Annotated in this window: 25 protein-coding genes; 7 read left to right on the plus strand and 18 right to left on the minus strand. The window is 67.9% G+C overall.

Features of this window, described 5'->3' with window-relative positions; translation table 11 throughout:
• Positions 1-68: 68 nt before the first annotated feature.
• Positions 69-920 carry a metal-dependent hydrolase gene (locus AACL56_RS17120; RefSeq protein ID WP_339091007.1) on the plus strand — a complete coding sequence of 284 codons (852 nt, stop codon included), beginning with the start codon at positions 69-71 and terminating at the stop codon, positions 918-920.
• Between the two features lie 7 nt (positions 921-927).
• On the opposite strand, the gene AACL56_RS17125 is transcribed toward AACL56_RS17120, so the two are convergent.
• From AACL56_RS17125 to AACL56_RS17160, 8 genes are all read right to left on the minus strand, one after another.
• Positions 928-1,491 (minus strand): hypothetical protein, encoded by a 564-nt coding sequence (locus tag AACL56_RS17125; RefSeq protein WP_339091008.1) that lies wholly within the window; start codon positions 1,489-1,491, stop codon positions 928-930.
• Positions 1,492-1,769: 278 nt separating this feature from the next.
• Entirely contained in the window at positions 1,770-2,000 is a 231-nt protein-coding gene (locus AACL56_RS17130; protein ID WP_093122703.1) for a hypothetical protein, read from the minus strand.
• The gene (locus AACL56_RS17135) at positions 1,987-2,358 is read right to left on the minus strand and encodes a hypothetical protein (RefSeq protein WP_339091009.1); all 372 of its coding nucleotides are present in this window, start codon (positions 2,356-2,358) and stop codon (positions 1,987-1,989) included. Before AACL56_RS17135 ends, AACL56_RS17130 begins: the two co-directional genes overlap by 14 nt.
• Before the next feature lie 17 nt (positions 2,359-2,375).
• Positions 2,376-3,305: a DUF6999 family protein gene (locus AACL56_RS17140; RefSeq protein WP_339091010.1), complete on the minus strand. Its 930-nt coding sequence runs from the start codon at positions 3,303-3,305 to the stop codon at positions 2,376-2,378.
• A gap of 6 nt (positions 3,306-3,311) precedes the next feature.
• A complete protein-coding gene (locus AACL56_RS17145; RefSeq protein ID WP_339091011.1) occupies positions 3,312-5,225 on the minus strand; it encodes an iron-containing redox enzyme family protein in 1,914 nt (637 codons plus the stop codon).
• Between the two features lie 4 nt (positions 5,226-5,229).
• Positions 5,230-6,186: a fatty acid desaturase gene (locus AACL56_RS17150; RefSeq protein WP_339091012.1), complete on the minus strand. Its 957-nt coding sequence runs from the start codon at positions 6,184-6,186 to the stop codon at positions 5,230-5,232.
• Positions 6,164-6,940 carry a sterol desaturase family protein gene (locus tag AACL56_RS17155; RefSeq protein ID WP_339091013.1) on the minus strand — a complete coding sequence of 259 codons (777 nt, stop codon included), beginning with the start codon at positions 6,938-6,940 and terminating at the stop codon, positions 6,164-6,166. Before AACL56_RS17155 ends, AACL56_RS17150 begins: the two co-directional genes overlap by 23 nt.
• 9 nt (positions 6,941-6,949) lie before the next feature.
• Positions 6,950-8,524: a phospholipase D family protein gene (locus AACL56_RS17160; RefSeq protein WP_339091014.1), complete on the minus strand. Its 1,575-nt coding sequence runs from the start codon at positions 8,522-8,524 to the stop codon at positions 6,950-6,952.
• Positions 8,525-8,654: 130 nt separating this feature from the next.
• Here AACL56_RS17160 and AACL56_RS17165 point away from each other — a divergent pair, with 130 nt between their 5' ends.
• Entirely contained in the window at positions 8,655-9,209 is a 555-nt protein-coding gene (locus tag AACL56_RS17165; protein WP_339091015.1) for a peroxiredoxin, read from the plus strand.
• 70 nt (positions 9,210-9,279) lie between these two features.
• On the plus strand, positions 9,280-10,713 hold the full coding sequence (locus AACL56_RS17170; RefSeq protein WP_339091016.1) for an aldehyde dehydrogenase family protein: 1,434 nt from the start codon (positions 9,280-9,282) through the stop codon (positions 10,711-10,713).
• 92 nt (positions 10,714-10,805) lie between these two features.
• Here the strand turns inward: AACL56_RS17170 and AACL56_RS17175 are convergent, their stop codons facing one another.
• Together AACL56_RS17175 and AACL56_RS17180 are read right to left on the minus strand one after the other, a co-directional pair.
• The gene (locus AACL56_RS17175; RefSeq protein WP_339091017.1) at positions 10,806-11,735 is read right to left on the minus strand and encodes a ZIP family metal transporter; all 930 of its coding nucleotides are present in this window, start codon (positions 11,733-11,735) and stop codon (positions 10,806-10,808) included.
• 11 nt (positions 11,736-11,746) lie between these two features.
• Entirely contained in the window at positions 11,747-12,382 is a 636-nt protein-coding gene (locus tag AACL56_RS17180; protein ID WP_339091018.1) for a superoxide dismutase, read from the minus strand.
• 226 nt (positions 12,383-12,608) lie between these two features.
• Here AACL56_RS17180 and AACL56_RS17185 point away from each other — a divergent pair, with 226 nt between their 5' ends.
• The 4 genes from AACL56_RS17185 (at position 12,609) to glp (ending at position 16,536) form a co-directional block, all read left to right on the plus strand.
• The gene (locus AACL56_RS17185; protein ID WP_339091019.1) at positions 12,609-13,322 is read left to right on the plus strand and encodes a hypothetical protein; all 714 of its coding nucleotides are present in this window, start codon (positions 12,609-12,611) and stop codon (positions 13,320-13,322) included.
• Positions 13,323-13,401: 79 nt separating this feature from the next.
• Positions 13,402-14,547, plus strand: a complete 1,146-nt coding sequence (moaA, locus tag AACL56_RS17190) for a GTP 3',8-cyclase MoaA (protein ID WP_339091020.1) — start codon at positions 13,402-13,404, stop codon at positions 14,545-14,547.
• 14 nt (positions 14,548-14,561) lie between these two features.
• A complete protein-coding gene (gene mobA / locus AACL56_RS17195; protein WP_339091021.1) occupies positions 14,562-15,197 on the plus strand; it encodes a molybdenum cofactor guanylyltransferase MobA in 636 nt (211 codons plus the stop codon).
• A 4-nt stretch (positions 15,198-15,201) separates the two neighbouring features.
• Positions 15,202-16,536 carry a gephyrin-like molybdotransferase Glp gene (gene glp, locus AACL56_RS17200; protein WP_339091022.1) on the plus strand — a complete coding sequence of 445 codons (1,335 nt, stop codon included), beginning with the start codon at positions 15,202-15,204 and terminating at the stop codon, positions 16,534-16,536.
• A gap of 10 nt (positions 16,537-16,546) precedes the next feature.
• On the opposite strand, the gene AACL56_RS17205 is transcribed toward glp, so the two are convergent.
• The 8 genes from AACL56_RS17205 to AACL56_RS17240 are packed head-to-tail and all read right to left on the minus strand — an operon-like array spanning position 16,547 to position 24,199.
• A complete protein-coding gene (locus AACL56_RS17205; RefSeq protein WP_339091023.1) occupies positions 16,547-17,053 on the minus strand; it encodes a GAF domain-containing protein in 507 nt (168 codons plus the stop codon).
• 28 nt (positions 17,054-17,081) lie between these two features.
• Positions 17,082-18,071, minus strand: coding sequence for an acetamidase/formamidase family protein (locus tag AACL56_RS17210; RefSeq protein WP_339091024.1), 990 nt, complete (start codon positions 18,069-18,071; stop codon positions 17,082-17,084).
• A 13-nt stretch (positions 18,072-18,084) separates the two neighbouring features.
• A complete protein-coding gene (locus AACL56_RS17215) occupies positions 18,085-18,795 on the minus strand; it encodes an ABC transporter ATP-binding protein (RefSeq protein ID WP_339091025.1) in 711 nt (236 codons plus the stop codon).
• Entirely contained in the window at positions 18,785-19,510 is a 726-nt protein-coding gene (locus AACL56_RS17220; RefSeq protein WP_339091026.1) for an ABC transporter ATP-binding protein, read from the minus strand. The genes AACL56_RS17215 and AACL56_RS17220 overlap by 11 nt, the downstream gene beginning before the upstream one ends.
• The gene (locus tag AACL56_RS17225; protein ID WP_339091027.1) at positions 19,507-20,610 is read right to left on the minus strand and encodes a branched-chain amino acid ABC transporter permease; all 1,104 of its coding nucleotides are present in this window, start codon (positions 20,608-20,610) and stop codon (positions 19,507-19,509) included. Before AACL56_RS17225 ends, AACL56_RS17220 begins: the two co-directional genes overlap by 4 nt.
• A 28-nt stretch (positions 20,611-20,638) precedes the next feature.
• Positions 20,639-21,505 (minus strand): ABC transporter permease subunit, encoded by an 867-nt coding sequence (locus AACL56_RS17230; protein WP_339091028.1) that lies wholly within the window; start codon positions 21,503-21,505, stop codon positions 20,639-20,641.
• A 25-nt stretch (positions 21,506-21,530) separates the two neighbouring features.
• Entirely contained in the window at positions 21,531-22,754 is a 1,224-nt protein-coding gene (locus AACL56_RS17235; RefSeq protein ID WP_339091029.1) for an urea ABC transporter substrate-binding protein, read from the minus strand.
• Positions 22,755-22,798: 44 nt separating this feature from the next.
• Positions 22,799-24,199: an amidase gene (locus AACL56_RS17240; RefSeq protein ID WP_339091030.1), complete on the minus strand. Its 1,401-nt coding sequence runs from the start codon at positions 24,197-24,199 to the stop codon at positions 22,799-22,801.
• Between the last annotated feature and the right edge of the window lie 20 nt (positions 24,200-24,219).

The following is a 24,219-nucleotide window of genomic DNA, read 5'->3' on the forward strand; positions in this document are numbered from 1 at the left end:
ACGAGCCTGTACCAAACATTGCGCCGGTTTTCCGTTTCACGCACGACGTGTTTTCCCGAGGTTGCCCCATGACCGAACTCGTAGTCCGCCGTCTCCTGATCGATCTGCAGTCGCCCTTCGCCCGCAACTGGTGCGGCGGCGACGCCTTCTCGACCGCCTTCTTCAATGCGCTGTCGATGAGCTTTCCGTTCGGCGAGCAGTTCTTCATCGATGCCGTGCGCGACGCCATGGCCACGTTGCCGCCCGAGGCCCAGGAAAAATACCGGGCGGAGGTTCGCGGCTTCATCGGGCAGGAGGCGACGCACCGGCGCATCCATTCTTTGTTCAACCAGCACCTCGAGAGCCAGGGCTTGGTCGACGGCTGGACCGCGCGCGCCAGCAAGCGACTGACGCTCATGGAAGACGCCGATCCGCGCCACGCACTGGCGTTGACCGCCGCCACCGAACACTTCACGGCCATGTTCGCCGAATGGCTGCTGGCCCATCCGAAGATCCTCGACGGTGCCGAGCCGCGCCTGCGCACCATGTGGCTGTGGCACAGCGCCGAGGAACTCGAGCACAAGAGCGTGGCGTTCGACATCTACAAGGCCGCTGGCGGCTCCGACGAATGGCGCAATCGCTGGTTCCGCCGCGTGACGATGATGTTCCTGGGTGACCTGCTGCACCAGACCGTCGACAACCTGCGCCACGAGAAGCAGCTGTGGAAGTGGTCGACCTGGAGGAGCGCCGCCCGCATCCTGCTTGGCCGCGGTGGCCTGCTTCGTGGCAACGTGGCCGGTTGGCGCAGCTACCTGCGCTCGGACTTCCATCCGGCGGAGCAGGACAGCTCGCTCTCGGAACGCTGGCTGACGGAGAACCGCGAACAGTACGTGCCCGTGGGCGGCGCGGCGCCGCAAGAAGCAGCGCTCGCCGCTTCGTGAGGCCCGATCAGTTGTAGCTGTGGCGCTGCGGCGAGCCGCTGCCGATCTGCTGGTGCTCGGGGCGCAGCGCGAGATCGTGCAACGTGTCGAAATCCGACGGGGCATCGGGCACGCGCATCACGGTTTCGAGTTCGTGCATCGAGATGACCCAGCGACCGGCGGGCGATTCAGCTGGCTCATCGTTAGCGAACACGCCGTCGCGAATGTAGAAAGTCTCGGCTTCCGGACGCTCTGCATGAAGTTCGAGCAGGCGTGCGATCGAGAAGTTGTAGGTCACGAGCTTCTCGCGCGTCTTGCGATCCTTGCCGCCGCAGTTGAACGAGCCCTCGGCTGCAATCACGATGCAAGAGCCGTCCACGCCACCGTCCATGTCAATTTCGTTGCCCGAGCGCCAGATGGCGTTGGGCAGCCGCACCCGAACCTTGTCGATCACGAGGTCGCGTTGACGGTTCAGACTGCCCAGCGGAGGCACCAGCGAACGAAGTTGACGCAGGCGTTCCGCGAAGTTGTCGTCCATCAGGAATTCGACATGGTGGGTCGCGCTGCCGGACGAACGCTTGACCACCTGCATGATGACGTGGCGCGGCTTAGCCATGGCTGAACCCCTTTGCAAGCGTTGAATTCCATGTGGTCCCGCGCGGGGCGTCGATGGCGAGGCTGCAATTCATTGGAAATCGACTACAAATTAGAACTTTGGAATAAATGCAATTAGCTGCATCATTTGTTTCCAACTGTATAGCGATTGCCGCAGATGTGGAAGCCAATCCGTGACTTATGCACGCGGGAATGTCGCCAAAACGTCTCTGGGACGTGCTAGCAGGTTGCCACGCCTGCCCGCTTGTCCATCCCCTATTCCAGGGATTCGTCGAGCGCCTTGCACGACGGCGCGCAAACGGTCTGGGACTTGCCCAGTACCTGGCGGGTGCGCAGTTGCGAGCGCACGCGGTGCTTGCCGCACATGAAGCACGACATGGTCGCGCCGCTGAACGACGCCGAGGCGCGGAACGGCGAACCCGGCGCCTTGGATTTGTAACGCAGGCCGTCCGCCACCACCGCCGTTTTCACTTCACCCTTCGCCATGCATCTTGTCCTTGCTGTTCGGTTCGGCACGGCGCATCGCGCGTGCAATGGCTTCCCGGGCGCTGACTTCAGCCGCCAGGGAAACATCGAGCGCCGAGCGGCAAAGCCCGGCGTGCTTGTAGTTGAGGTTCTCGTAAACCTCGGCCGCGGCCGGATAGGCATCGAGCAGGCGGCCGAGTTCGGCGCCCTGCTCCACATCCTCGAACTCGTGCACCAGGTGCTCGACGACGGAGCGGTACTGCTCTGCGCCGACGGGCACGGGGCTGTGCTCGAGCTTTTCCAGCAGTTGCGCCAGCACATGGGTCACTGCCAGATCGGTCTTGGGAGACGGATTATCGGTGGTGTTCATGGCTTCCATCTGGGGGCAGCATACGCCTATGCAAGTGGCTGCTCGTATAGGGATGTCTCCGGCGCGCCTCGATTCGGCGTGCCTTGTGCCTTCTGAGCAGCCTGCATGCGCTGCAGCAGGCTGTGCAGCATCTCGGTCGAAAGCCCGTGGATCACCAGCCGGTGCCCTGCCCGCAGGGTCGACAGCGGCACCAGCGGGTGCTTGTTGTTGACCAGGATCAGGTGCTCCGGAGCGTCCAGCAGCGTCGCCGTGTAGATGCCGATGGTTTCGTCCAGTTGCAAGGAATTCGCCGCGCGCCAGAAATCGTTGTCCGTAAGCATCAGTTGGTAGAGCGGCGTGAACAATTCAATGGCGCTCTGCAGGTCCAGAAAGTTCAGCTTGCCCTGCGGCATGTCTTCCAGGCGCAACGCCGGCGCCTTGATCATCGAGAAATCGACGTTCTCGGCCTTGCGCAGCGCCAGCCCCTTGTCGCGCAAGGCCTTGTTCAGCCGGATCACGAAATTGAACAGGTTCAGGTCGTGCTTCAGGAACATCTCGTCCTTCAGCGCGTCGATGTCCGCCGGCTCCAGCGGGTTGGTGGCCACCGGCACCGGCGAGTTGCGCCCGATGAAGGCCAGCACCTGCGATCCCAGGTGAAAGTGCCGCAGGATCAGCCAGTTGGCTTCCGGCGACACGAAATGCTTGAGCCCCCACGCCAGGAAGCGGTGCAGCAGCATCGAATGCGACCAATTGCGCGGAACGAACACTTTCACGATCTGGATCAGGATGATCGTCAGCCGCGCGATCGGCCGCAGAAAAGGCAGCAGGTACTGCCGCGAGCCCGAGCTCGAATCGGCCAGCCATGCCGACTTGACGTCGTCGGGCAGCGGCGTGCTCTGGTCGAGGTACAGCGCCAACCAGGGGCTGGGGTCGCGCTCGTCGTGCGCCTGGGTCAGGAAATCGGGTGTTCGGTCCATGGGCATTCAGTCGGTGGTGCGTTCGGTGATGTGCTGGAACTGCATCAGGTACAGCGCCGCCGTGTGGCGCGCGGTGTCGGCGATCTGGCGGGCGGCGCGGGCCTGCCCTTCCACGGCCATCACCATCTCGACCGCGGTGAGCCAGCGGCTCAGGTGATGCTCGTCGTTGTGGCCGTGGTACTCCAGGAACCGGAAGGCGTCCGGCGGCAGCTTCAGGCTGGCTTTCAGCAGCGGCAGCAGCGCCGGCACGATGCGCTGGCCCGTTCCCTCGATGATGTAGATCGCGCCCAGCAGCCCGATCGGGTCGCGCGTCGCGGCCAAGCCGTGCAGGTAGGCATTGAGCGCTTCGCCGCCCGGGTTGCGGCGCAGGTCCTCGATGCGCTCGACGGTGCCGCCGGCTTTGCGGTAGTCGCTGAAGAGGATGTTGAAATCGTTCTGCTCCTCGCCCGCATGCACCCCGATCAGCGAGGCCAGCATCTGGTATTGCCCGCTCAAGGAGGCCGCGCCTTCGCGCATCCACAGGCTGCCTTCGCGCACCTGCGGCACCCATTGCGCCATCCAGTTCAGGTAGTCGGGCACGGCGAAGCGGCGCTCGCGGATCTGGCGAATCAACGGCGTGCGCCACACGCGCGAGCGGTAGTCGTGCCAGATGGCGGCCAGTTCGGTGAGCAAGGCGCCGAGGCCCTCGGGCGCGGCCGCCGGATCGTGCGGAGGCGCGATGACGAGATCGTCGTCCGCCACCGCAGCGGCGCGCGGCGCCACCACCACGGGCGCGGCGTCGGCCGCCTCCACCTCGAGCAGCATGTACGCCGCCATGAAACGCCCCGACTCCGGCACGTAGCAGAAGATCTGTTCGCCGGGCTTCAGCGCCTTGGTGTGCAGGAACTCCGCCAGCATCACCAGGATCGACGCCGCGCCGGTGTTGCCGCGCCAGGCCAGGTTGCTCCACCAGCGTTCCCGCGGGATCGACAGGTCGGCCTTGGCCATCAGGTCTTCGACGACGGGAATGAATTTTTCCGACGAGTAGTGGCACAGGAAATGATCGACCCGCTTCGGGTCGACCCAGCCGTCGCGCACCAGCCCCGCATATTCGTGGATGCCGATGTCGAACAGGTGCGGCAGCAGCCGGATGTCCTGCCGCAGCGACAGCGCGCCCGCCGCCTCCGCCTCGGCCCACGAGCCGAAATCGAGATGGCCACGCCCATGCTCTTCGCGGTCCTCGGTCAGCCCCAGCTGCATGCACACCGGGTAGTCGCCCGAAAAAGCCCTCTGGTGCACCCACTTCAGCTTCAGCCGCACGCCCGGCGCAGCGGCCAGCGCGGGCGAGCCGTCGGACAGCAGCAAGGCGCCCGCGCCATCCGACAGCATCCAGCGCAGGAAGTGAGAGTCGAAGTCGGTCTCGTAGCCGCGCGCCGCGAAGCGCGAGCGCTTGAACAGGCGCGACGGCATCTCGCTGGCCACGGCCAGCGCAGTGCGGTGCGCGCCCAGTTCGATGCCTTGCGCCGCCGTCTGGATCGCCGACACGCCGGCCGCGCAGATGCCGTGCACCGAATGCGTTTCCATCGGCTGCGCGGCCAGCTCGCCCTGGATCATGTTCGCGAAGCCCGGCATCAGCGTGTCGCCGCCCGAAGAGCCGCTGGCCAGCAGCGACACGCGCGACAGCTCCGCCCCGCCGCGCTGCAGGCAGTCGCGGATCGCGCCGGCCGCCAGTTGGGCATTGGTGTGCTGCGTCACGCCTTCGGCATCGATGGCGTAGTGCCGCGTGAGGATGCCGTTCTCCGCCAGGATGCGCCGCTTGATGCGCTCGGACATGCGGTTGAGCGGCGCGATGTACGCGTCCATGCGGTCGTTGGGAACGGGCTCTCCCGGCATGAAGTAGCCGGCGCTTTCGAGGTAGACGCGTTGGAATGAAACGGGCATGGGTTCAGGTGATGGATGAATCGGGAGGCATCAGCGGGCGGCTGCGAAAACGCGGCCACACGGGCCCCAGCACGAACACGCGCACCATGTAGGGCACCAGCCCGCCCTCGTTGAGCGCCGGATCCACCCGCGCGCGGTAATGCGTGCGATGCAGATGCGTGAGCTCGGACCAATGGACATGCGGGTTCTCGTGGTGTGCGGTGTGCAGACCGATGTTGAACAGCAACGGGTTCACCAGCCCTTCGAAATTGCGCGCGTAGTTCAGGTGGCTACCCGGGGTATCGCCGGGCGCCTCCTTCGACGAGGTTCTTCGGGGCGTCTTCCGTCCGTCGGCGTGCGCATGCTGCAGGTAGTTGGTGGCGAGCAGCCAGTGCAGGCCGTGCAGCTGCGGCAGGATCACGAAGACCAGCGCCTTGCGCCAGTCGAGCGCCAGCAGTGCCGCCCAGCTGGCCAGCCACAGCGCGTACTGCGCCATGCAGTAGCGCCAGGCGCCGCGCCGATGCCGACGCAGCCGCGCGAGCCATGCGAAGAACACCGGCATCAGCACCCACACCGCCTGGAACGGGTGCAGCAGGTAGCCCCGCAGGTGGTTGGTGTCGCCGCCGAAGCGATAGGTGCGGGCCACGTCCTTCGGGCCGTGCCGGTGGCGATGGTGGTTGGCCACGTGCGCGGGCCAGAACACGAAGGTCGGGTGGCCCTGCAGCAGGGTGATCCAGAAATCGGTCAGCCGGTTCATGCGCCGGCCGCGCCACATGCGCAGGTGCACGTGGTTGTGGTGGATCACGCCCACGCCGAGCGTGAGGAACAGCATCAACCCATAGAGCAGCGCATCGAAGCCGTGCACCCATTGCCACGCCGCGAGTGCGGGCAGCACCGCGAGATAGGCAAGGCTCTGCCAGTCCCGCCCATGGCGCAACCCCGGCCAGCGAGTGCGCGCGTCAGGCCGCGGTCGTGGCGCCATGCTTGCTGCGAAAAGCCTGGAAGAGCGGTTCCGCCGCATCGGCCGCGATGCGCGTGCCGAACAGCCGGTCCATGAAGGTGAACTGGAAGCCGTAGTTGCCGTTGTGCACGGCGTGGTGCAGGTGGTGCCGGCGGCTCGCCGCGAACCAGTGGCTGTACGACACGCCCGTGAAGAAGTCGTAGTTCGAATGCCCGATGCAATTGAAGAACAGGCTGAACACCGGCACCGAGGCAAGCGCCCAGAAGCTGAAGTCGTGCACCACCATCGGCAACAGGATCACGTTGCCCAGCATCAGCGCCTCGACCGGGTGGAAGCTGTAGGTGGCCCACGGCGTGGTCACGAACGAACGATGATGCGGCCCGTGGAAACGCCGCAGCCAACGCGTGTGCAGCAGGCGGTGGTTGACCCAGAAATGCACGTCGTTCCAGACCGCGAGCGCCACGATCTCAAGCGCGACCTGCCGCCACCCCGCTGCGCCATCGAGCCGCGCCCAGCCCAGCTGCAGCAAGCCCCACGGAAACACCATGCCCAGGCCGAAGATGAGCACCGACACACCCGACTGCCCCAGCTCGCGCCGCAGCTGGCCCTTCTGCAGGGGCCGCGGATCGAGCACGCGCCCGATGCCCAGCATGGGCAGCACGCGCTTCGTCAGCAGCCAGGTAAGGCCGCCGAAGCAGAGGTAGATGCCGCCGAAAAAAAGCACGCCCCACAGCATGACCTGCGGAGCGGACAACGAAGTGAAGGTCTGCGCCATCTCCCGAGGCTACAACAGCATCTCGGGAACGATCGGCGCGATCAGCATGTTGTAGAAGCGCTGGAAGAAGCCCGACTCGGGCTCCGAGGTCAGGATCATTTCCTTCTCGCCGTCGGTGGTGAGCCACTCGAGCGTGCCTGTGCCCTTTGCCAGCCGCAGCCGGTACGAGTTCTGCAGCTTGCTGATGTTGATGATGCGCAGCATCTCGCGCGCCAGCTGCGGGCTGTCCACCACCAGTCCCATCTCGGTGTTCTGGCTCGCCGAGCGGGGGTCCAGGTTCATCGAGCCGATGAAGATGCGCGTCTTGTCGATGGCCGCGGTCTTGGCGTGCAGCCGGCCGAGCGACTTGCCGAAGGTGCCGAAGCGCTCGCCCGCGCTGGTGCGCTGCGGGCTCAGCTCGTACAGGTCGGCGCCGCTCTCGAGCAGGCGCTGGCGATAGCGCGCATACCCTGTGTGCACCAGCGGCTCGTCGTTGGCGGCCAGCGAATTCGTCAGCAGCGTGAGCTTGACCTTGCGCTTCGCCAGGTCCTCGAAGGCGGCCATGCCCCGCTCGCCCGGCACGAGGTACGGCGAGGTCATGTCGACCTCGGTCTTCGCATCCATCATCAGGCCCCACACCTTCATCGTGACGCTGGTGGCGATGGCCTCGTCGGCGGTCATGGTGGTCGGCTTGGTCGGCGGATCGGCAATGGCGCGGGCCTCGCCCCACAGCAGGCCCATGCGCCCGGCGTCGAGTTCCTCGCCGATCGGTCCGTAGCCGAGGATGTCGGACGGCGGCAGCACGACCTTCGGCGGCGGCGAGGCCATGCCGACCCAGTCGTTGAAGTCGGCGCCGCCCGGCTTGCGCCCGCCCTCGCCCTTCACGATCTCGCCGATCGGCCAGACCTGCATGCTGTTCCAGTAGGCGTCGAAGATGTTCTCGAGCTGCGGCACCACCTTGCCGACCACCAGCGCGTCCATGTCGATGAAGTTCTGCGCCTCGCTCAGCACGAAATATTCTTCGGCTATGTTGCGCCCGCCCACCACCGCCATCGCGCCGTCGGCAATGAAGAGCTTGTTGTGCATGCGGTGGTTGAGCCGCTCGATTTCCCACGGCGACGCCACGAAGCGCGACAGGAATCCGTTGCGCCCGCAGCAGAACGGGTTGTACAGGCGCACGTCGACGTTCGGCGTGTCCGACAGCGCCAGCAGCAGTTGCTGGCTCTTCGCGGTGTACAGGTCGTCCACCAGCACCCGCACCTTCACGCCGCGGTTGGCGGCCTCGCGCAGCGTGCGCAGCAGCAGCCGGCCGACGGCATCGTTCTCGAGCTGGTAGTACTGCACCACCAGCGAGCGCTGGGCCCGCTGCGCCAGCTGGATGCGCGCGTCGAGCGAATACACGCCCAATGGCATCAGCCGGAAGCCCGAATGCTCGCCGGGCGGGGTGGAGGCCGCGGCAATCCTGGCGAGCGCCGTGCCGGGGTCGGCGGCGGCGGCGAATTCGGCGGGCCGGTCGGGTGCCGGCGGAAGCGAGCCGCAGGCGCCGAGCGCTGCGGCCAGGGCGCCTGCGAGCGCGATGCGCAAGAGTGAAAGCCAGGCGTTCATGATGGTGCGTCCATTGCGGGGTTTTTTCAGTTGTCGTGTTCAGTACGCCAGCCGGCAGGCGCCGGTTTCAGAGGCCCCGCGCGGAGTTCGCAGGCCTAGAATTCTGCCCATCCTGCTCCGGAGTTACATCATGGCCCGTCCGTTCCTTTCCCGCATCGCGCTGATGACGGTGCTCGCAGCCGCCACCCACACCGCCTGGGCTGCCCTGGACATCGGCGACCCGGTACCCAAGTTCACCGCCAATGCCGCGCTCGGCGGCAAGACCTTCCGCTACTCGCTGGCCGACGCCCTCGCCAAGGGGCCGGTGGTGCTCTATTTCTTCCCGGCCGCCGACTCCAACGACTGCTCCATCGAGGCCCACGCCTTCGCAGAGGCCGTCGACCAGTTCGCGGCGCTGGGCGCCACCGTGATCGGTGTCTCGGCGGACGACATCGACACCCTCTCGAAGTTCTCGGTCAAGTCGTGCCAGAGCCGGTTTCCGGTGGCATCGGACGAGGCCAAGACCGTCATCCAGGGATTCGACGCCGTCATGCAGACGCGGCCCGATTTCGCGAACCGCCTGTCGTATGTGATCGCGCCCAACGGCAAGGTCGCGTACTACTACCAGAACCTGAATCCGGACAAGCACGTCGAGCGCACGCTGAACGCGGTGCGGGCGCTGCCGAAGGCCACCGCGGCCAAGTAGAAAAGCCCGGCGAAGGGGCTGCGGGCGGCGGGCCCGCGGGTTTCGCGCGCTTCGCGCAAAATCCGGCCCCATGCAGCTCAACTACATCGCCAACGCGGACGTTCCGTCCTCCTCCGGCCGCACCCTGCCGGTCATCGACCCTTCCGACGGCCAGGTCTTCGACGAGATCCAGCGCAGCAACTCTGGCGACATCGATTCCGCCGTGCGCGCCGCGCGCGACTGCTTCGAGGGTGTCTGGCACAAGGTCAGCGCCGCCGAGCGCGGCCGCCTGCTCTACAAGCTGTCGCAGAAGATCGCGGAGCATGTCGACGAGCTCGCGCTGATCGAGCAGCGCGACTGCGGCAAGCCTGTGAAGCAGGCCCGCGCCGACGCGGTGGCGCTGGTGCGTTATTTCGAGTTCTACGCCGGCGCCTGCGACAAGCTGCACGGCGAGACGATTCCCTACCAGGACGGCTACAGCGTGTTCACCTGGCGCGAGCCGCACGGCGTCACCGGCCACATCATTCCCTGGAACTACCCGATGCAGATCTTCGGGCGCAGCGTCGGCGGTGCGCTGGCGGCAGGCAACGTGTGCGTGGTGAAGCCCGCCGAGGACGCCTGCCTCTCGCTGATCCGCGTGGCGCAACTGGCGGCCGAAGCCGGCTTTCCGGCCGGCGCGCTCAACATCGTGACCGGCTACGGCCACGAGGTGGGCGACGCGCTGGCGCGGCACGAGGGCATCGATCACATCAGCTTCACCGGCAGCCCGAAGATCGGCACGCTGATCCAGCAGGTGGCGGCCGAGCGGCATTGCCCGGTCACGCTGGAGCTGGGCGGCAAGAGCCCGCAGATCGTCTTTGCGGACGCCGACCTGGACGCGGTCATTCCGGTGGTGATCAATGCGATCGTGCAGAACGCCGGCCAGACCTGCTCGGCCGGCTCGCGCGTGCTGATCCAGCGCGACATCTACGAGCCGCTGCTCGAGCGCCTCGGCCATGCCTTCGAGGCCCTGCGCGTCGGCCCGGCGGCGATGGACCTCGACGTGGGACCGCTGATCCGCCAGACGCAGCAGCAGCGCGTGTGGGACTTCCTGAGCGACGCCCAGCATGCCGGCATCCCGATGGTGGCGCAGGGCATCGTGGTCGAGGAAGCGCCCGAGACCGGCTTCTACCAGGCGCCGACCCTGCTGCGCGACGTGCCGGTGGGCCATCGCCTGGCGCAAGAGGAAGTGTTCGGTCCGGTGCTGGCCGCCATGGCCTTCGCCGACGAGGACGAGGCAGTGGCGCTCGCCAACGCCACGCAGTTCGGCCTGGTGGCCGGCGTCTGGACGACCGACGGCGCACGCCAGTTCCGCATGGCCAGGCGCGTGAGGAGCGGCCAGGTGTTCATCAACAACTACGGCGCGGGCGGCGGCGTCGAACTGCCCTTCGGCGGCGTGAAGTCCTCGGGCTACGGCCGCGAGAAGGGCTTCGAGGCGCTCTACGGCTTCACCACGCTGAAGACGGTCGCCGTCAGGCACGGCTAGAACTGGGCCCTCCCCAGGCTTCGCCCACCCCCTCACCGGGGGCGACACCTGCGGCCCGGCAGAGCCGGTTCCGCGGTGTCCTGCGAAGGGCCCTACCCCAGCGCGGTGTCCAGCAGCATCATGAGCACGAAGCCGATCATCAGCCCGCTGGTGGCGTACGCTTCGTGGCCCTTGCGGTGCGACTCGGGAATGATTTCGTGGCTGATCACGAACAGCATGGCGCCCGCCGCAAAGCCCAGGCCCCAGGGCAGCAGCATCACCGAATGGCCGACCACGGCGGCGCCGAGCACGGCACCCACCGGCTCGACCAAGCCCGAAGCCATCCCGATCAGCACCGCGAAGATGCGGCTGTAGCCCGCGGCCAGCAGCGCCACGGCGACCACCAGTCCCTCGGGCACGTCCTGGATGGCGATGCCGGTGGCCAGCGCGTCGGCGCGCAGTCCGTTGTTGGCCGCGTACCCGACGCCGATCGCCAGGCCCTCGGGCACGTTGTGCAGCGCGATCGCGAACACGAAGAGCCAGGTGCGGCGCAACTGCCTCGCGGTCTGCCCCTCGCGGCCCTTGATGAAATGCTCGTGCGGCAGCACGCGGTCCATGAGCATCAGCACCGCGCCGCCCAGCAGGATGGCCGAGCCGATCACCCCGCCGGCAGCCCAGTTGCCGCCGCCGAAAACGCCCACGTTCTTCGCGGCTTCCAGCCCCGGAATGATCAGCGAGAAGGCACTGGCCGCCAGCATCACGCCCGCACCGAAGCCGAACAGCGTGTCCTGCAGCCTGTCGGGCAGCTTCTGCGAGAACAGCACCGGCAGCGTGCCGAGCGCGGTAGCCAGCGCGGCGACCGACCCGCCGAGCAGCGCGTTCCACACCAGCGGATCGGCGCGCACGAACTGCCAGAACTGCGCCACCAGCACGAGCGCGCCGGCAGCGACGATCGCCAGGCCGACCCACTCGCGCACGGGGCGCGCCGGGCGAACGAGGACAGGCCGCTCGTCTGCCACTGTGGCCTGCTGCGGATCGTTCATGGGGCTGCTCCTCAGCCGCCCGTGGCGGCGGCGTGGCGCCGGGCCACTTCGGCCCAGTTCACGACGTTGTAGAACGCCGAGATGTATTCGGGGCGGCGGTTCTGGTACTTGAGGTAGTAGGCGTGTTCCCACACGTCGAGGCCGAGGATCGGGGTGTTGCCCGAGCCGATGCCGCGCATCAGCGGGCTGTCCTGGTTGCCGCTGCTTTCCACGGCGAGCTTGCCGCCGGTAGCGACCGAGAGCCACGCCCAACCGCTGCCGAAGCGCGTGAGCGCGGCCTTGGTGAAGGCGTCCTTGAAGGCGTCGAAGCCGCCCAGGTCGGCGTCGATGGCCTTGGCCAACGCACCCTCGGGCGTCCCGCCGCCGCCCTTGCCGACCGGCGCCATCACGGTCCAGAAGAGGCTGTGGTTGGCATGGCCGCCGCCGTTGTTGCGCACCGCGCCGCGCAGGGCCTCGGGCAGTTGCTCGACGCCGGCGATCAGTTGTTCGACGGGTGTTCCCTCGTGCGGCGTGTCCTTCACGGCCGCGTTGAGGTTGTTCACATAGGTCTGGTGGTGCTTGCCATGGTGGATTTCCATGGTCTGCGCATCGATGTGCGGCTCGAGCGCGTCGAAGGCATAAGGCAGGGCTGGCAGGGTGTACGGCACGGTCGAAAAGCTCCTAGGTTGGAAGAGCCCTTTGCGTTGTCGACTGTTGCGTACTCAGGCGTCCAAATGATAGGAATTCTCATTGTCCGCGTCAAGACATCGCCCGTGCCGATACCTAAAACCAGCCAGCGACCGGCCAACGGCAAGTGCGCCGCAGCGGCGTCACGAAGCCTCTTGCAACGATCGATACACTGGCTGCGGCATGTTCTCCGGGAGTTTTCCAGCAATGAAGTCCAACAGATACCTGCGCCTCCTCGCCGCTGCCCTTGCCCTGCCCTGCGCCCTTCTGGGGCCGGCCGCGGCCAGCGCCCAGGCCGGCAATCCGGCCGCCGGCGAATACATCTTCGAGCGCGGCAGCGGCCAGTTGCGCATCAAGGCCGACGGCCATTTCGACATCACCACCATCGGCGCCAATGCCCACACCTGCGCGCTCGACGGCACCATCGCGCGCGGCAAGGCCAAGCTCGATGGCACCGACTGCGTGGTGAACTTTGCCGCCAGCGCGGACAAGGTCAAGGTGACCACCAACGGCGCCGAGCAGTGCCGCGACAGCTGCGGCGCGCGGGCGGGGTTCGAAGGCACCTACACCCGCCCCACCCCGGGGTGCACCGACAAGGCCGTGGCCGCCACGCGCAGGAACTTCAAGCGCCAGTACGACGCGAAGAACTACGCCGCGGCCCGCACGACGCTGGCGCCGGTGTTGTCGGACTGCGACGAGACGCTCGACTGGATCACCAAGGACTGGATCCGCAACGACCTCGCGCTCACCCAGTACAAGCTCGACGACCGCGCTGCCTGCCTGAAGACCCTGCAGCCGCTGGCGGAGGACGCCGCCCTGAGCGACGAGGGCGTGAAGGAGAACTATCCGCCGGCCGACGCCGAGATCTTCCTGCCGGTGGTGCGTGCCACCCGCACGAACCTGAAGCTCTGCCGCGGCTGAAACCGGGGGTATGCACGAGTAGCCTGCACCGGGTGGGTCCATGGGCAATGGCGGAGAATCGACGCCTCCCCGCAAACCCATGAACCGCAGCAGCACCGTCATCCCGATCTCCGCCCTCGGCCGCGCGCAACCCGCCGTCGCCGTGCCGGAGTCGGTCGTGCCTGCCACCGGCCTGCTCCAGGATCGCCTCGGCCGACCGCTGACCGACCTGCGCATCAGCGTGACCGACCGCTGCAACTTCCGTTGCAGCTACTGCATGCCCAAGGACGTGTTCGACAAGGACTACAAGTACCTGCCGCACAGCTCGCTGCTCAGCTTCGAGGAAATGACGCGGCTCGCCCGCCTGTTCGCAGGGCACGGCGTGCGCAAGATTCGCCTGACCGGCGGCGAGCCCCTGCTGCGCAAGAACATCGAGGCGCTGGTGGAGCAGCTCGCTGCGATCCGCACGCCCGGCGGCGACCCGCTGGCGCTCACGCTCACCAGCAACGGCTCGCTGCTCGCACGCAAGGCGGCCGCGCTCAAGGCTGCAGGCCTGCACCGCGTCACGGTGAGCCTGGACAGCCTTGACGACGCCGTATTCCGCCACATGAACGACGTCGACTTCCCGGTGGCCGACGTGCTGGCGGGCATCGACGCGGCGCTGGCCGCCGGGCTCGGGCCCGTCAAGGTCAACATGGTGGTCAAGCGCGGTACCAACGAGCAGGAGATCCTGCCGATGGCGCGCTACTTCCGGAACCACCACGGCGGCAAGGTGGTGCTGCGCTTCATCGAATACATGGACGTGGGCGCCACCAACGGCTGGCGCATGGACGAGGTGCTGCCCTCCTCGGATGTCATCGCGCGCATCCACGCCGAGTTTCCGCTCGTTCCGCTCGAGGCTTCCGCGCCCGGCGAAACCGCACAGCGCTGGGCCTATGCGGACGGCAGTGGCGAAATCGGCGTGATCAGCAGCGTGACCCGGGCCTTCTGCCACGACTGCAGCCGCGCCCGGCTGTCGACCGAAGGCAAGCTGTATCTGTGCCTGTTTGCCACCGCGGGCCACGACCTGCGCCCGCTGCTGCGCGGCGATGCGAGCGACGAAGACATCGCCTCGGCCATCGGCCACATCTGGCAGGGCCGTGCCGACCGCTATTCCGAACTGCGGGCCCTGCAAGGCCCCGACGACACCGGCAACGCCAGCGACAAGGCGCCGCGCCGCGTCGAGATGAGCTACATCGGCGGATGACGCAGGCGGCCGCCATGACCGCGCACGCCATCGCGCCTGCCGACATCACGGGCTTGCTGCTGGCCGGCGGGCGCGGATCGCGCATGGGCGGCGTCGACAAGGGGTTGCAGCCGTTCAACGGCGAGCCCCTGGCGCTGCATGCCTTGCGGCGCCTGCGCCCGCAGGTCGGCGCGCTCATGGTCAATGCCAACCGCAACCTGCCCGACTACGAGGCCTTCGGCGTGCCGGTGTGGCCCGACAGCCTGGCGGACTATCCGGGCCCGCTGGCGGGTTTCCTGAGCGGCCTCTCGCACTGCGCCACGCCCTGGCTGCTGACGGTGCCGTGCGACACGCCGTTGTTTCCTCGCGACCTCGCGTCGCGCCTGGCCCGGGCCGCGGCCTCGGAGAACGCAGAGATCGCCATCGCCGCCGCGCCGGAAGCGTCTTCCGACAGCAGCGTGACGCTGCGGCCCCAGCCCGTCTTCTGCCTGCTGCGCGCCGGGCTGCACGACAGCCTTCGCCGCTACATCGAGGCCGGCGGCCGCAAGGTGCAGGCCTGGACCGCGCAGCACCGCACGGTGCGCGTGCCCTTCGACCGCCCTGGCGACGCGCCCGACGCTTTCATCAACGCCAACACCCTTGCCGAACTGCACGCCCTCGAGAACCGGTGAGCCTATGAGCCGCATTGCAGACATCGCCTCCGCCCTTCCGGGCTACGACGCCGCCGACCTGAGCGTCGAGGCTGTCCACGCCTTTCTCTCGCGGCTCGCCGCGTCCGCGGTGGTCACGCAGCGCGAGAGCGTCGCGCTGCTCGACGCGCTCGGCCGCGTGCTGGCCGAGGACATCGTCTCGCCCATCAGCGTGCCGCCGCACGACAACTCCGCCATGGACGGCTACGCCTTCGACGGCGCCGTGCTGCCGTGCGATGCGCCCAGCGACGCCTCGGTGAGCCTGCGCGTGGCGGGCACGGCGCTGGCCGGCGCCACCTGGCGCGGCGCGCTGGGTGCCGGCGATGCGGTGCGCATCATGACGGGCGCGATGATGCCGGCGGGCCTGGACACCGTGATCCCGCAGGAGTTCTGCAAGGTCGACGGCGACCGCGTCAGCTTTCCGGCGCGCGTGCTGCGCCGCGGCGACAACCGGCGCCTCGCGGGCGAAGACCTGATGCAGGGCCAGCCCGCGCTGCGACGCGGCGAACGGCTGTCGCCCGCCGCGCTCGGCATGATCGCCAGCCTCGGCCTGCCGGGCGTGAACGTGCTGCGGCGCCTGCGGGTCGCGTACTTCTCGACGGGCGACGAAATCCTGAGCGTCGGCGAGGCCCCGCGCGAGGGCGCGGTGTACGACAGCAACCGCTACACCGTGTTCGGCCTGCTCACGAAGCTGGGCTGCGAGGTGATCGACCTCGGACTGGTCCGCGACGACCCCGCCACGCTGGCCGCCACGCTGCAACGCGCCGCCCGCGAAGCCGACGCCATCGTCACCAGCGGCGGCGTCAGCGCGGGCGCGGCGGACCACACGCGCGACGTGATGCAACAGCTGGGCGACATGGCCTTCTGGCGCGTCGCCATGCGCCCGGGGCGGCCGCTGGCCGTGGGGCTCATCCCTCGTGCCATCTCTCGTGCCATCCCGGATGAACCCGCGCCGCAGCCGGCGCTGCTGTTCGGCCTGCCCGGCAACCCGGTGGCCGTGATGGTGACCTTTCTGGCCTTCGTGCGGCCGGCCCTGCTGCGCATGATGGGTTGCCACGAAACGGCCTGCGCCCCGCCGCCCCTGCTGCGCGCGCGCAGCAAGGGCCCCATCCGCAAGAAGCCGGGCCGCACCGAGTACCAGCGCGGCTTCGTCAAGCCAGTGGCCGGCGCGTTGCCGGAAGTGACCGTGGCCGCCAACCAGGGCTCAGGCGTGCTGAGCTCGATGGTCGAGGCCAACGGCCTCGTGGTGCTGCACCACGCGCAAGGCAGCGTCGCGCCGGGCGACGAGGTCGATGTGATGGTGTTCGACGGGGCGATCTGAGCCGGGCCGGCTAGCCTCGCGACCCCTCGTCTTGGGCCTGCTCATCGAGCGCCCGCTCCTCCAGCCGGGTGACCACCTGCTGCGCCAGGAAGCGCAGCTGCTCGAGCGCCTCCGGGCTGATCTCGCGCGGCCGGGTGTCGATCACGCAGACCGTGCCCAGCGCCTCGCCGTTGCGCATCACCAGCGGCGCGCCCGCGTAGAAGCGGATGCTGGGGTCGCCCGTGACCAGTGGGTTGGCCTTGAAGCGCTCGTCGGCCAGCGCGTCGTTGACCACCATCACCTGGTCAGGCACCTGGATGGCATACGCGCAGAACGCATGCTCCCGGGGCGTTTGCGCCGCGTTCAGGCCCACGCGCGACTTGAACCACTGCCGCCGCTCGTCGATCAGCGAAATGAGCGCGATCGGCGTGCCGCACATCTGGGCCGCGAGGCGGGTGATTTCGTCGTAGGCAGCCTCTTCGCTCGTGTCGAGGATGGCCACTCGGCGCAGTTCCGCCAGTCGGGTGATTTCGGTCATGCAGCGATTATCAGGCCCTCGAAATTATTCATGGCGCCAGGTACGTCTTCGAAATGCCCGCGCCCACCGTGTACTTCGGGTCCACGAAGTTGCCCAGGCGCACCTTGCCGCACTGGCTCAGCATCATGTAGGCGTCCCAGCGGTCAAAGCCGTATTCGGCCTCCATCCAGAGCACCAGTTCCTTGTAGGCGATTCGGGTCGCGTCCTCCAGCGGCCGGGCGCTGCCGATGGCCATGATCATCTCGGCCGTTTCCAGCCGCGGCCATTCGAGCCGCCAGCCCTTGATGAGGTCGACACGGATGGTCGTGAGGCTCGGGTACTCCACCGCCGTGCCGCAGACCTCGCCGTCGCCCTGGCAGGCGTGCGCGTCGCCGATGAACAGCCGCGCGCCCGCGGTGCGCACCGGCAGGTAGGTGATGCTGCCGGGCCCCATGTCGGGCAGGTCCATGTTGCCGCCGTGCTGGTCGGGCGTGAGGCTGTTGATGGAGTCGATCTCGGGCGAGCAGCTCAGCGTGCCGATGTGCGGCCTGTAGGGCAGCGTCACGCGCTTGCTCCAGTACACGCCCTCCTCGTCAACGTCGATCTTGCGGGTGATCTCGGGCAGCGGCGCATTCAGCAGCGCCGTGAAGGCCGTGCCGCTGAGCGCGCCGAACTCCGGGATCATGCAGCAGGTGCCGCGCGGATTCGGCCCGCGCGGCGCCATCGACTCGATGTGCACCGCCAGCGTGTCGCCGAGCTCGGCGCCCTCGACCATGATCGGCCCGTTCTGCGGGTTCACGAAGGGCATGGTCAGCACCTTCGAGGGCAGGTCCTGCTCGGTCCTGACCTTGCCGTCGAAGGCGTCGCGCGTTTCCACCACGATGCGGTCGCCGGGCTTCACCGTCATCACCGCACTGGAATACGGGCCGATGGTGAAGTGGAAGGTGCCCTGCTTCGCCTCGGTGAGTTCGTGCGTGGCGATGCTGCGTTCGCGGCCCGCGCCGCGCGTGTGCATGATCGACCGGTCGAGCCAGCTCATGGGTGTTGTCCTTTCAGATCATCAGGTGGTTGCGCACGGTCTGCGCGTTCATGCGGCCGGACTCGATGAGCCCCACCACGCGCCCCTTCTCCATCACGTAGGCGCGCTCGCCCACGTCGAGGATGGTGTCCAGGTTCTGCTCGACGAACAGGATCGTCGTGCCCAGGTCGCGGCGGATGGCGCGCAGCACATCGCAGATCAGCTGCACGATCGAAGGCTGGATGCCCTCCGACGGCTCGTCCAGCAGCATCAGCGCCGGGTTGCCCACCAGCGCGCGGCCGATGGCCAGCTGCTGCTGCTCGCCGCCCGACATGGTGCCGGCGAGCTGGTTGCGCCGCTCGGCCAGGCGCGGAAAGTACTGGTAGACCAGATCGGGCAGCTTCTTGCCGCCCGGCCCGCCGACCAGTTCGCCCACCATCAGGTTCTCCGCCACCGTCATGCGCGCGAACACCTCGCGCCCCTGCGGCACGTAGCCGATGCCCAGGCGCGCCCGCGCGTCGCTGGAAAGCGCGGCGATCTCCTGGCCGCGCAGGTGCACGCTGCCGCCGCGCGTGCGCAGCAGGCCCATCAGGCAGCGCATGGTGGTGGTCTTGCCCACGCCGTTGCGCCCGATCAGGCTCACGATCTCGCCCTTGCGCACCGTGAGGTCCACGCCCTGCAGGATCGGCGTGGCGCCGTAGCTTGCGCGCAGGCCCTTCACGTCGAGGACGATGTCAGTGCTCATGTGTCTTCCCCAGGTAGATCTCGGCCACGCGCGGATCGGCGATGACCTCGCCGATGGAGCCCTCGGCGAACACCTTGCCGAAATGCAGCACCGTCACGCGCTGCGCGATCTGGCGGATGAAGGCCATGTCGTGCTCCACCACCAGCACCGTCATGCCCTCGGCGTTGAGCTTCTGGATCAGCTCGCCCGTCCTGAAGGTTTCCTCTGGCGACAGGCCCGCGGTGGGCTCGTCCATGAGCAGCAGCACGGGCTTGAGCGCCAGCGCCATGCCGATCTCCAGCCACTGCTGCTGGCCGTGCGCCAGTTCGCCGGCGGGCTTGGCCGCGTCCGCGGCGAGGTCGAGCAGCGCAAGCAGCCGGTCTTCCTCGCGCGTAAGCTCCGCACGCCCCTTCACGTGGTGCTGCAGCGCGATGTGGATGTTCTGGCGCACCGGCAGCTCCTTGAACACGCTGGGCGCCTGCATCTTGATGCTCATGCCCTGCTGCACGCGCTGGAACGGACGCTGGCGCGTCACGTCCTGGCCCTGGAAGGCGATATGGCCCGAGGTGGCCTCGTGCGTGCCCACGATCAGCTTGAACAGCGTGCTCTTGCCCGCGCCGTTGGGCCCGATGAGACAGTGGATCTCGCCCTGCTTCACCGACAGGTCGACATCCGACACGGCCGCGTGGCCGCCGAAGTGCTTGCTGAGCGAGCGGGTCTGCAGCAGTGCGGTCATGCGCGCACCTCCTGCCCGTCCGGCACGGACTCGACAGCCGCCTGGACGGCGCGATTCTTCACCGCACCGCCGCGCCGCTCGAACACGCGCCGCACCGCCTGCACCACGCCGATGACGAAGCCCTGCGGCGCCAGCATCACCGTGCACAGCAGCATCGCGCCCATCAGCAGCAAGGCCGCCTGCTGGCTGTACAACGTGATGGTCTGGAATGCCCACAGCACCAGGAACGATCCGACCAGCGTGGCCGTGATGTCCCCGCGCCCCGAGAACGCCACCCACACGATCGGCATCGCGGCCGCCGGCAGTCCGATGCTCGCGGGCGTGATGAACTGGCCCCACGAGGTATAGAGCACGCCGCTCAGCCCCGCCAGCGCCGAACCGATCACGAAGGTGGCCAGCTGGTACTTGCGCACGTCGTAGCCCAGCAGCTCGGCGCGCTGCGGGTCTTCGCGCACCGCGACGATCACGTTGCCGAAACGCGAGTTCAGCAGCATGCGCAGGCCGAGGTACACGGCCAGGATCAGCCCCACCACCAGGTAGTAGAGCGGTATGCCCTCGAAGTACAGCGTCTCGCCGCCGGTCCACGGCAGGTTGAGCGGCGCCATGTCCTTCATGCCGTTGAAGCCGTTGAGCCGCGCGCTGCCGATGTGCCATTCGGGCCCGGCCGTCTGCCCGAGGAAGAAAGCCAGCACCAGCGTGGCCGACAGCGTGACGATGCCGAAGAACACGCCGCCCACGCGCCCCCAGATCATGAAGTAGCCGAGCACCGCCGCGGCCAGCGCCGCCAGCAGCAGCGCCAGCAACAGGGCCAGGAAGGTCGTGCCCGCCTCGCCGCCCAGGTTGATGGCCAGCACGCCGTAGCCGTAGCCCGCGATGCCGAAGAACAGCGTCTGCCCGAAGGACAGCATGCCGCCGTAGCCCCATACCAGGCACAGGCCCATGGCCATGAAGGTCCAGGTCAGCAGGTAGGCCATGTTGCCCACGTCGTAGGCGTCGGCCACCAGCGGGTAGAGCAGCACCGCGGCGAGCACTGCCAGGAAGGGAAGCCAGAAGGCGCGCGTGCTGCCGAGCGTCTGCGGGCCGTTGATGAGTTGGAACATGCGATGCGACTCCGTCGTTTCAGCGTGGTCAGCGTGTCTTGCGGGCGAGCCAGCCCGAGACGCCCTCGGGCAGGATGCGGATGACAACGATCACCGCGAGCAGCATGCCGATCTGCCCGACGATCTGGCCGCCCCAGCCGTTCAGCCCGGTGCGGATCACCGCCAGCAGGATGCCCGCCGGCGCGGTGCCCAGCAGCACGTTGGCGCCGCCCACGACCACGGTGACGAAGCTCTCGACCAGGAAGGCCGCGCCCATCGTCGGGATCAGGGTCATGGTGGGCGCGTAGAGCGCGCCGCACAGCCCGGCCAGCGCCGCGCCGATGCCGAAGCTCAGCGCATACACCCGCCCCACCCGCACGCCGGTGGCCTGCGCGATCGCGGCGTTCTGCATCGTCGCGCGCGCATGCACGCCGAAGCGGGTGCGCATGAAGACGATGTAGATGCCGGCCAGCACCGCCACGGACGCCGCGAACAGCACCATGCGATAGACCGAGAAGGTGTAGCCCCCCACCACGAAGCTGCCTTCGGGCGTGCCGATGCCGGCCACCGAGGAACCCACCGTCAGCAGCATGCCCTGCGTGACGATCAGGCTCAGGCCCCAGGTGGCGAGCAGCGAATCGAGCGGGCGCTTGTACAGCTTGCGCACCAGGCTCCACTCGAGCAGCACGCCGGCCAGCCCCGCGGCCAGCGTGCCGCACAGCTGCGCGAGCGGCAGCGGAAAGCCTGCATGCACCAGGCCCACAGTCACGTAGGCGCCGCACATGATGAACTCGCCATGGGCCATGTTGATCACGCCCATCATCCCGAACACGATCGCCAGGCCGGCGGCCGACAGGATGAGGAACGCGAACACGTCCGCGAACTGGTAGAAGAACGAAAAGACTTCGGCGAACACCGCGTTGTCCTCGGCGCGCGCGGGGTCAGGACTTCTTCGGCAGGTCGGACGGCGTGTACTGCTTCCTGTCGTTGCTCTTCGTCAGGTCGCAGCCGATCTTGCCCAGCCAGTACGGCTGGATGGTCCCGTAGTCCTTCAGCACGCTGACCTTGTGCTTGTCGTCCACCGCGATCAGGCGCATCTGGTGCGAGGCGTGCTGGCTCTTGGGGTCGATGCAGACCTTGCCCTCGGCCGCGTCGATGCAGGCCTCGCCGGCCGCGATCACCTTGCGCAGGTCGGCCAGCTTGGTCGACTTGGCCTTCTCCACCATCGTCTTGTAGATGTAGAGCGCGTTGTAGGCGTTGTAGCCCATGTCGTTGATGTACGGCTCGCTGGGGAACTTGGCGTGCCAGCGCTTCTTGAAGTCGGCGGCGGCGGGCGAGTCGATTTCCTCGAACCAGTTGGCCGTGGCGTGCATGCGGTTGAGCGCTGGCGGCGCGAAGCGCTTGTGCTCGAAGCCCAGCATCACCTTCACCGACGAGCCCATGGGCAGGTTCAGCTTGGCGGCCGCGGCCTGCTCGAAGAACGAGTCCTGCGCGGCGCCCACGTTGAGCATCAGCAGCCAGTCCGGCTTGGCCTTCTGGATGTTCTGGATGGTCTGCGCGAACTGGGACACGCCCAGCGGAATGAACTCCTCGCCCACCACGGTGCCGCCGAGGTCCTTCAGGATGGTGCGGTTCCACTCGGCGCTGATCTGGCCGAAGTTGTAGTCGGCCGCCACCACGTACACCTTCTTGCCGAACTTCTCGACCATGTACGGAATGAGCGTGGAGAACTGCTGCTCGGGCACCGCACCCATGCTGATCATGTTGGCGTCGCACACGCCGCCTTCGTACTGGTTGGTGTAGAAGTACGGCGTCTGCGTGCGGTCGACGATGGGGCGCACCGCCTCGCGCGAGGCCGAGGTGATGCCGCCGATGAGCACGTCGACCTTGTCCTTGCTCAGCAGGCGCCGCGTGAACTCCTGGTAGCGGGCGTTGTCACCCTGCGGGTCGAGGTGGATCAGCTCGACCTGCCGGCCCATGATGCCGCCGGCCTTGTTGATCTCCTCCACGGCCAGCTGGGAGCCGTTGAGCTTGGGCTTGCCCATGAAGGCGAGGTCGCCCGAGACGTCTTCCATCAGGCCGACCTTCAGCGGATCGGCGGCCCATGCGGAGGTGGCGATCGCCACCGAGCAACCCAGGGAGAAAAGCGCGTGACGTAGTTTCATGGTGATGTGCTTTCGAGGGATGTGACGAAGAAAACGTTGGGGGTTCAGAGCGCCGGGTGCCTGCGGTGCCAGTCGGTCGCCTGCTGGAAGGCGGCGCCCGCACGCACGAGCAGTGCCTCGTCGAAGTGGCGCGCCACGAACTGGAAGGCCACCGGCATGCCCGCGGGCGTGAAGCCGCCGGGCAGCGTGATGGTCGGACTGCCGGTCATGTCGAACGGACAGGTGTAGCGCAGCATCGCGGCCATCAGCTCGGCGTCGACACCCATCTGGGCCATGCGCTCCATCGTGGGCGAGGCGATGCCGGTGGCCGGGATCAAGAGCAGGTCGATGTCCTCGAACATCGCACGCACGCGGCCGCTGAAGTCGTGGCGGCGCAGCACGATCTTCTGGTAGTCGGTGCCGCTTTGCGCCAGGCCCAGCTCGATCAGGCCGGCCACTGCCGGGCCGTACATCTCCTTGCGCGCCGGATAGGTCTTCTCGTGCACCACCGCGGCCTCGATGCCGCACAGCGGGAACCAGTCGGCCAGCGCCTGCGCCGGATCGGGAAAGCGCACCTCGCGCAGTTCGCCGCCCAGCGTCTTCACCGCGGCGACGGCTGCATCGAAGACCTCGCGCGTCGGCGCGTCCACGCCCTCGGTGGCCCAGCGCAGGTCGACGCCCACACGCAGCCCGGCCAGGCCCCGGCCGATGTCGGCCAGGTAGTCGGGCACCGGCAGCAGGCTGGCGGTGGGATCGTTCGCGTCGGCGCCGGCGATGGCGCCCAGCATCGCGCCCGCATCGGCGGCACTGCGCGTCATCGGGCCGATGTGGTCGAGCGTGGCGGCCAGCTCGAAGGCGCCGAAGCGGCTCACGCGGCCCCAGGTCGGCTTCAGTCCGGTGAGGCCGTTGGCCGCCGAAGGAAAGCGGATGGAGCCGCCGGTGTCGGTGCCCAGCGAGCCGTAGCACAGGCCCGCAGCAGTCGCCACGCCCGAGCCGCTGGACGACACCCCCGGCCAGTGCGCCGCGTTCCACGGATTGACCGGCGCAGACACCGTGGGGTGGTGATCGGCGTAGGCGCTCTCGGTGAGCTGCAGCTTGCCCAGGATGACCGCGCCCGCCTCGCGCAGCTTGCGCACCACGGTGCCGTCCTCGTTGGGCACGAAGTCCTTGTAGAGCGTCATGCCGGCGGCGGTGGGCACGCCCTGCGTCCAGCACAGGTCCTTCACGCCCACCGGCACGCCCTGCAGCGGACCGCGCAGTTCGCCCTTGGCAATCTCGGCATCGGCGCGCGCGGCTTCGGCCAGCGCCGAATCGACCATGGTGCGCACATAGCTCTTCAGCGCACCGTCGACCTTGTCGATGCGCGCGAGCTGCGCCTTCGTCACCTCGACCGAGGAGAGTTCCCGGGACTGGATGAGGCGGCCGACTTCAAGAAGCTCGAGGTAGTGCAGATCGCTGTTCGACATGGCGGGAGGACTCCGTTCGT

The organism is Variovorax paradoxus (assembly GCF_902712855.1).
GTDB classification, from domain to species: Bacteria; Pseudomonadota; Gammaproteobacteria; order Burkholderiales; family Burkholderiaceae_C; genus Variovorax; species Variovorax paradoxus_Q.

Excerpts from the sequence above, each read along its gene's own strand:
- AACL56_RS17125 (WP_339091008.1), bottom strand. The coding sequence starts at position 1,491 with ATGCAGGTGGTCAAGCGTTCGTCCGGCAGCGCGACCCACCATGTCGAA.
- AACL56_RS17140 (WP_339091010.1), bottom strand. The coding sequence starts at position 3,305 with ATGGACCGAACACCCGATTTCCTGACCCAGGCGCACGACGAGCGCGAC.
- AACL56_RS17155 (WP_339091013.1), bottom strand. The coding sequence starts at position 6,940 with ATGGCGCAGACCTTCACTTCGTTGTCCGCTCCGCAGGTCATGCTGTGG.
- AACL56_RS17145 (WP_339091011.1), bottom strand. The coding sequence starts at position 5,225 with ATGCCCGTTTCATTCCAACGCGTCTACCTCGAAAGCGCCGGCTACTTC.
- AACL56_RS17165 (WP_339091015.1), top strand. The coding sequence starts at position 8,655 with ATGGCCCGTCCGTTCCTTTCCCGCATCGCGCTGATGACGGTGCTCGCA.
- AACL56_RS17135 (WP_339091009.1), bottom strand. The coding sequence starts at position 2,358 with ATGGAAGCCATGAACACCACCGATAATCCGTCTCCCAAGACCGATCTG.
- AACL56_RS17215 (WP_339091025.1), bottom strand. The coding sequence starts at position 18,795 with ATGAGCACTGACATCGTCCTCGACGTGAAGGGCCTGCGCGCAAGCTAC.
- AACL56_RS17150 (WP_339091012.1), bottom strand. The coding sequence starts at position 6,186 with ATGGCGCCACGACCGCGGCCTGACGCGCGCACTCGCTGGCCGGGGTTG.
- AACL56_RS17160 (WP_339091014.1), bottom strand. The coding sequence starts at position 8,524 with ATGAACGCCTGGCTTTCACTCTTGCGCATCGCGCTCGCAGGCGCCCTG.
- AACL56_RS17185 (WP_339091019.1), top strand. The coding sequence starts at position 12,609 with ATGAAGTCCAACAGATACCTGCGCCTCCTCGCCGCTGCCCTTGCCCTG.
- AACL56_RS17240 (WP_339091030.1), bottom strand. The coding sequence starts at position 24,199 with ATGTCGAACAGCGATCTGCACTACCTCGAGCTTCTTGAAGTCGGCCGC.
- AACL56_RS17220 (WP_339091026.1), bottom strand. The coding sequence starts at position 19,510 with ATGACCGCACTGCTGCAGACCCGCTCGCTCAGCAAGCACTTCGGCGGC.
- AACL56_RS17130 (WP_093122703.1), bottom strand. The coding sequence starts at position 2,000 with ATGGCGAAGGGTGAAGTGAAAACGGCGGTGGTGGCGGACGGCCTGCGT.
- moaA (WP_339091020.1), top strand. The coding sequence starts at position 13,402 with ATGAACCGCAGCAGCACCGTCATCCCGATCTCCGCCCTCGGCCGCGCG.
- AACL56_RS17170 (WP_339091016.1), top strand. The coding sequence starts at position 9,280 with ATGCAGCTCAACTACATCGCCAACGCGGACGTTCCGTCCTCCTCCGGC.
- glp (WP_339091022.1), top strand. The coding sequence starts at position 15,202 with ATGAGCCGCATTGCAGACATCGCCTCCGCCCTTCCGGGCTACGACGCC.
- mobA (WP_339091021.1), top strand. The coding sequence starts at position 14,562 with ATGACCGCGCACGCCATCGCGCCTGCCGACATCACGGGCTTGCTGCTG.
- AACL56_RS17210 (WP_339091024.1), bottom strand. The coding sequence starts at position 18,071 with ATGAGCTGGCTCGACCGGTCGATCATGCACACGCGCGGCGCGGGCCGC.
- AACL56_RS17225 (WP_339091027.1), bottom strand. The coding sequence starts at position 20,610 with ATGTTCCAACTCATCAACGGCCCGCAGACGCTCGGCAGCACGCGCGCC.
- AACL56_RS17205 (WP_339091023.1), bottom strand. The coding sequence starts at position 17,053 with ATGACCGAAATCACCCGACTGGCGGAACTGCGCCGAGTGGCCATCCTC.
- AACL56_RS17120 (WP_339091007.1), top strand. The coding sequence starts at position 69 with ATGACCGAACTCGTAGTCCGCCGTCTCCTGATCGATCTGCAGTCGCCC.
- AACL56_RS17175 (WP_339091017.1), bottom strand. The coding sequence starts at position 11,735 with ATGAACGATCCGCAGCAGGCCACAGTGGCAGACGAGCGGCCTGTCCTC.
- AACL56_RS17235 (WP_339091029.1), bottom strand. The coding sequence starts at position 22,754 with ATGAAACTACGTCACGCGCTTTTCTCCCTGGGTTGCTCGGTGGCGATC.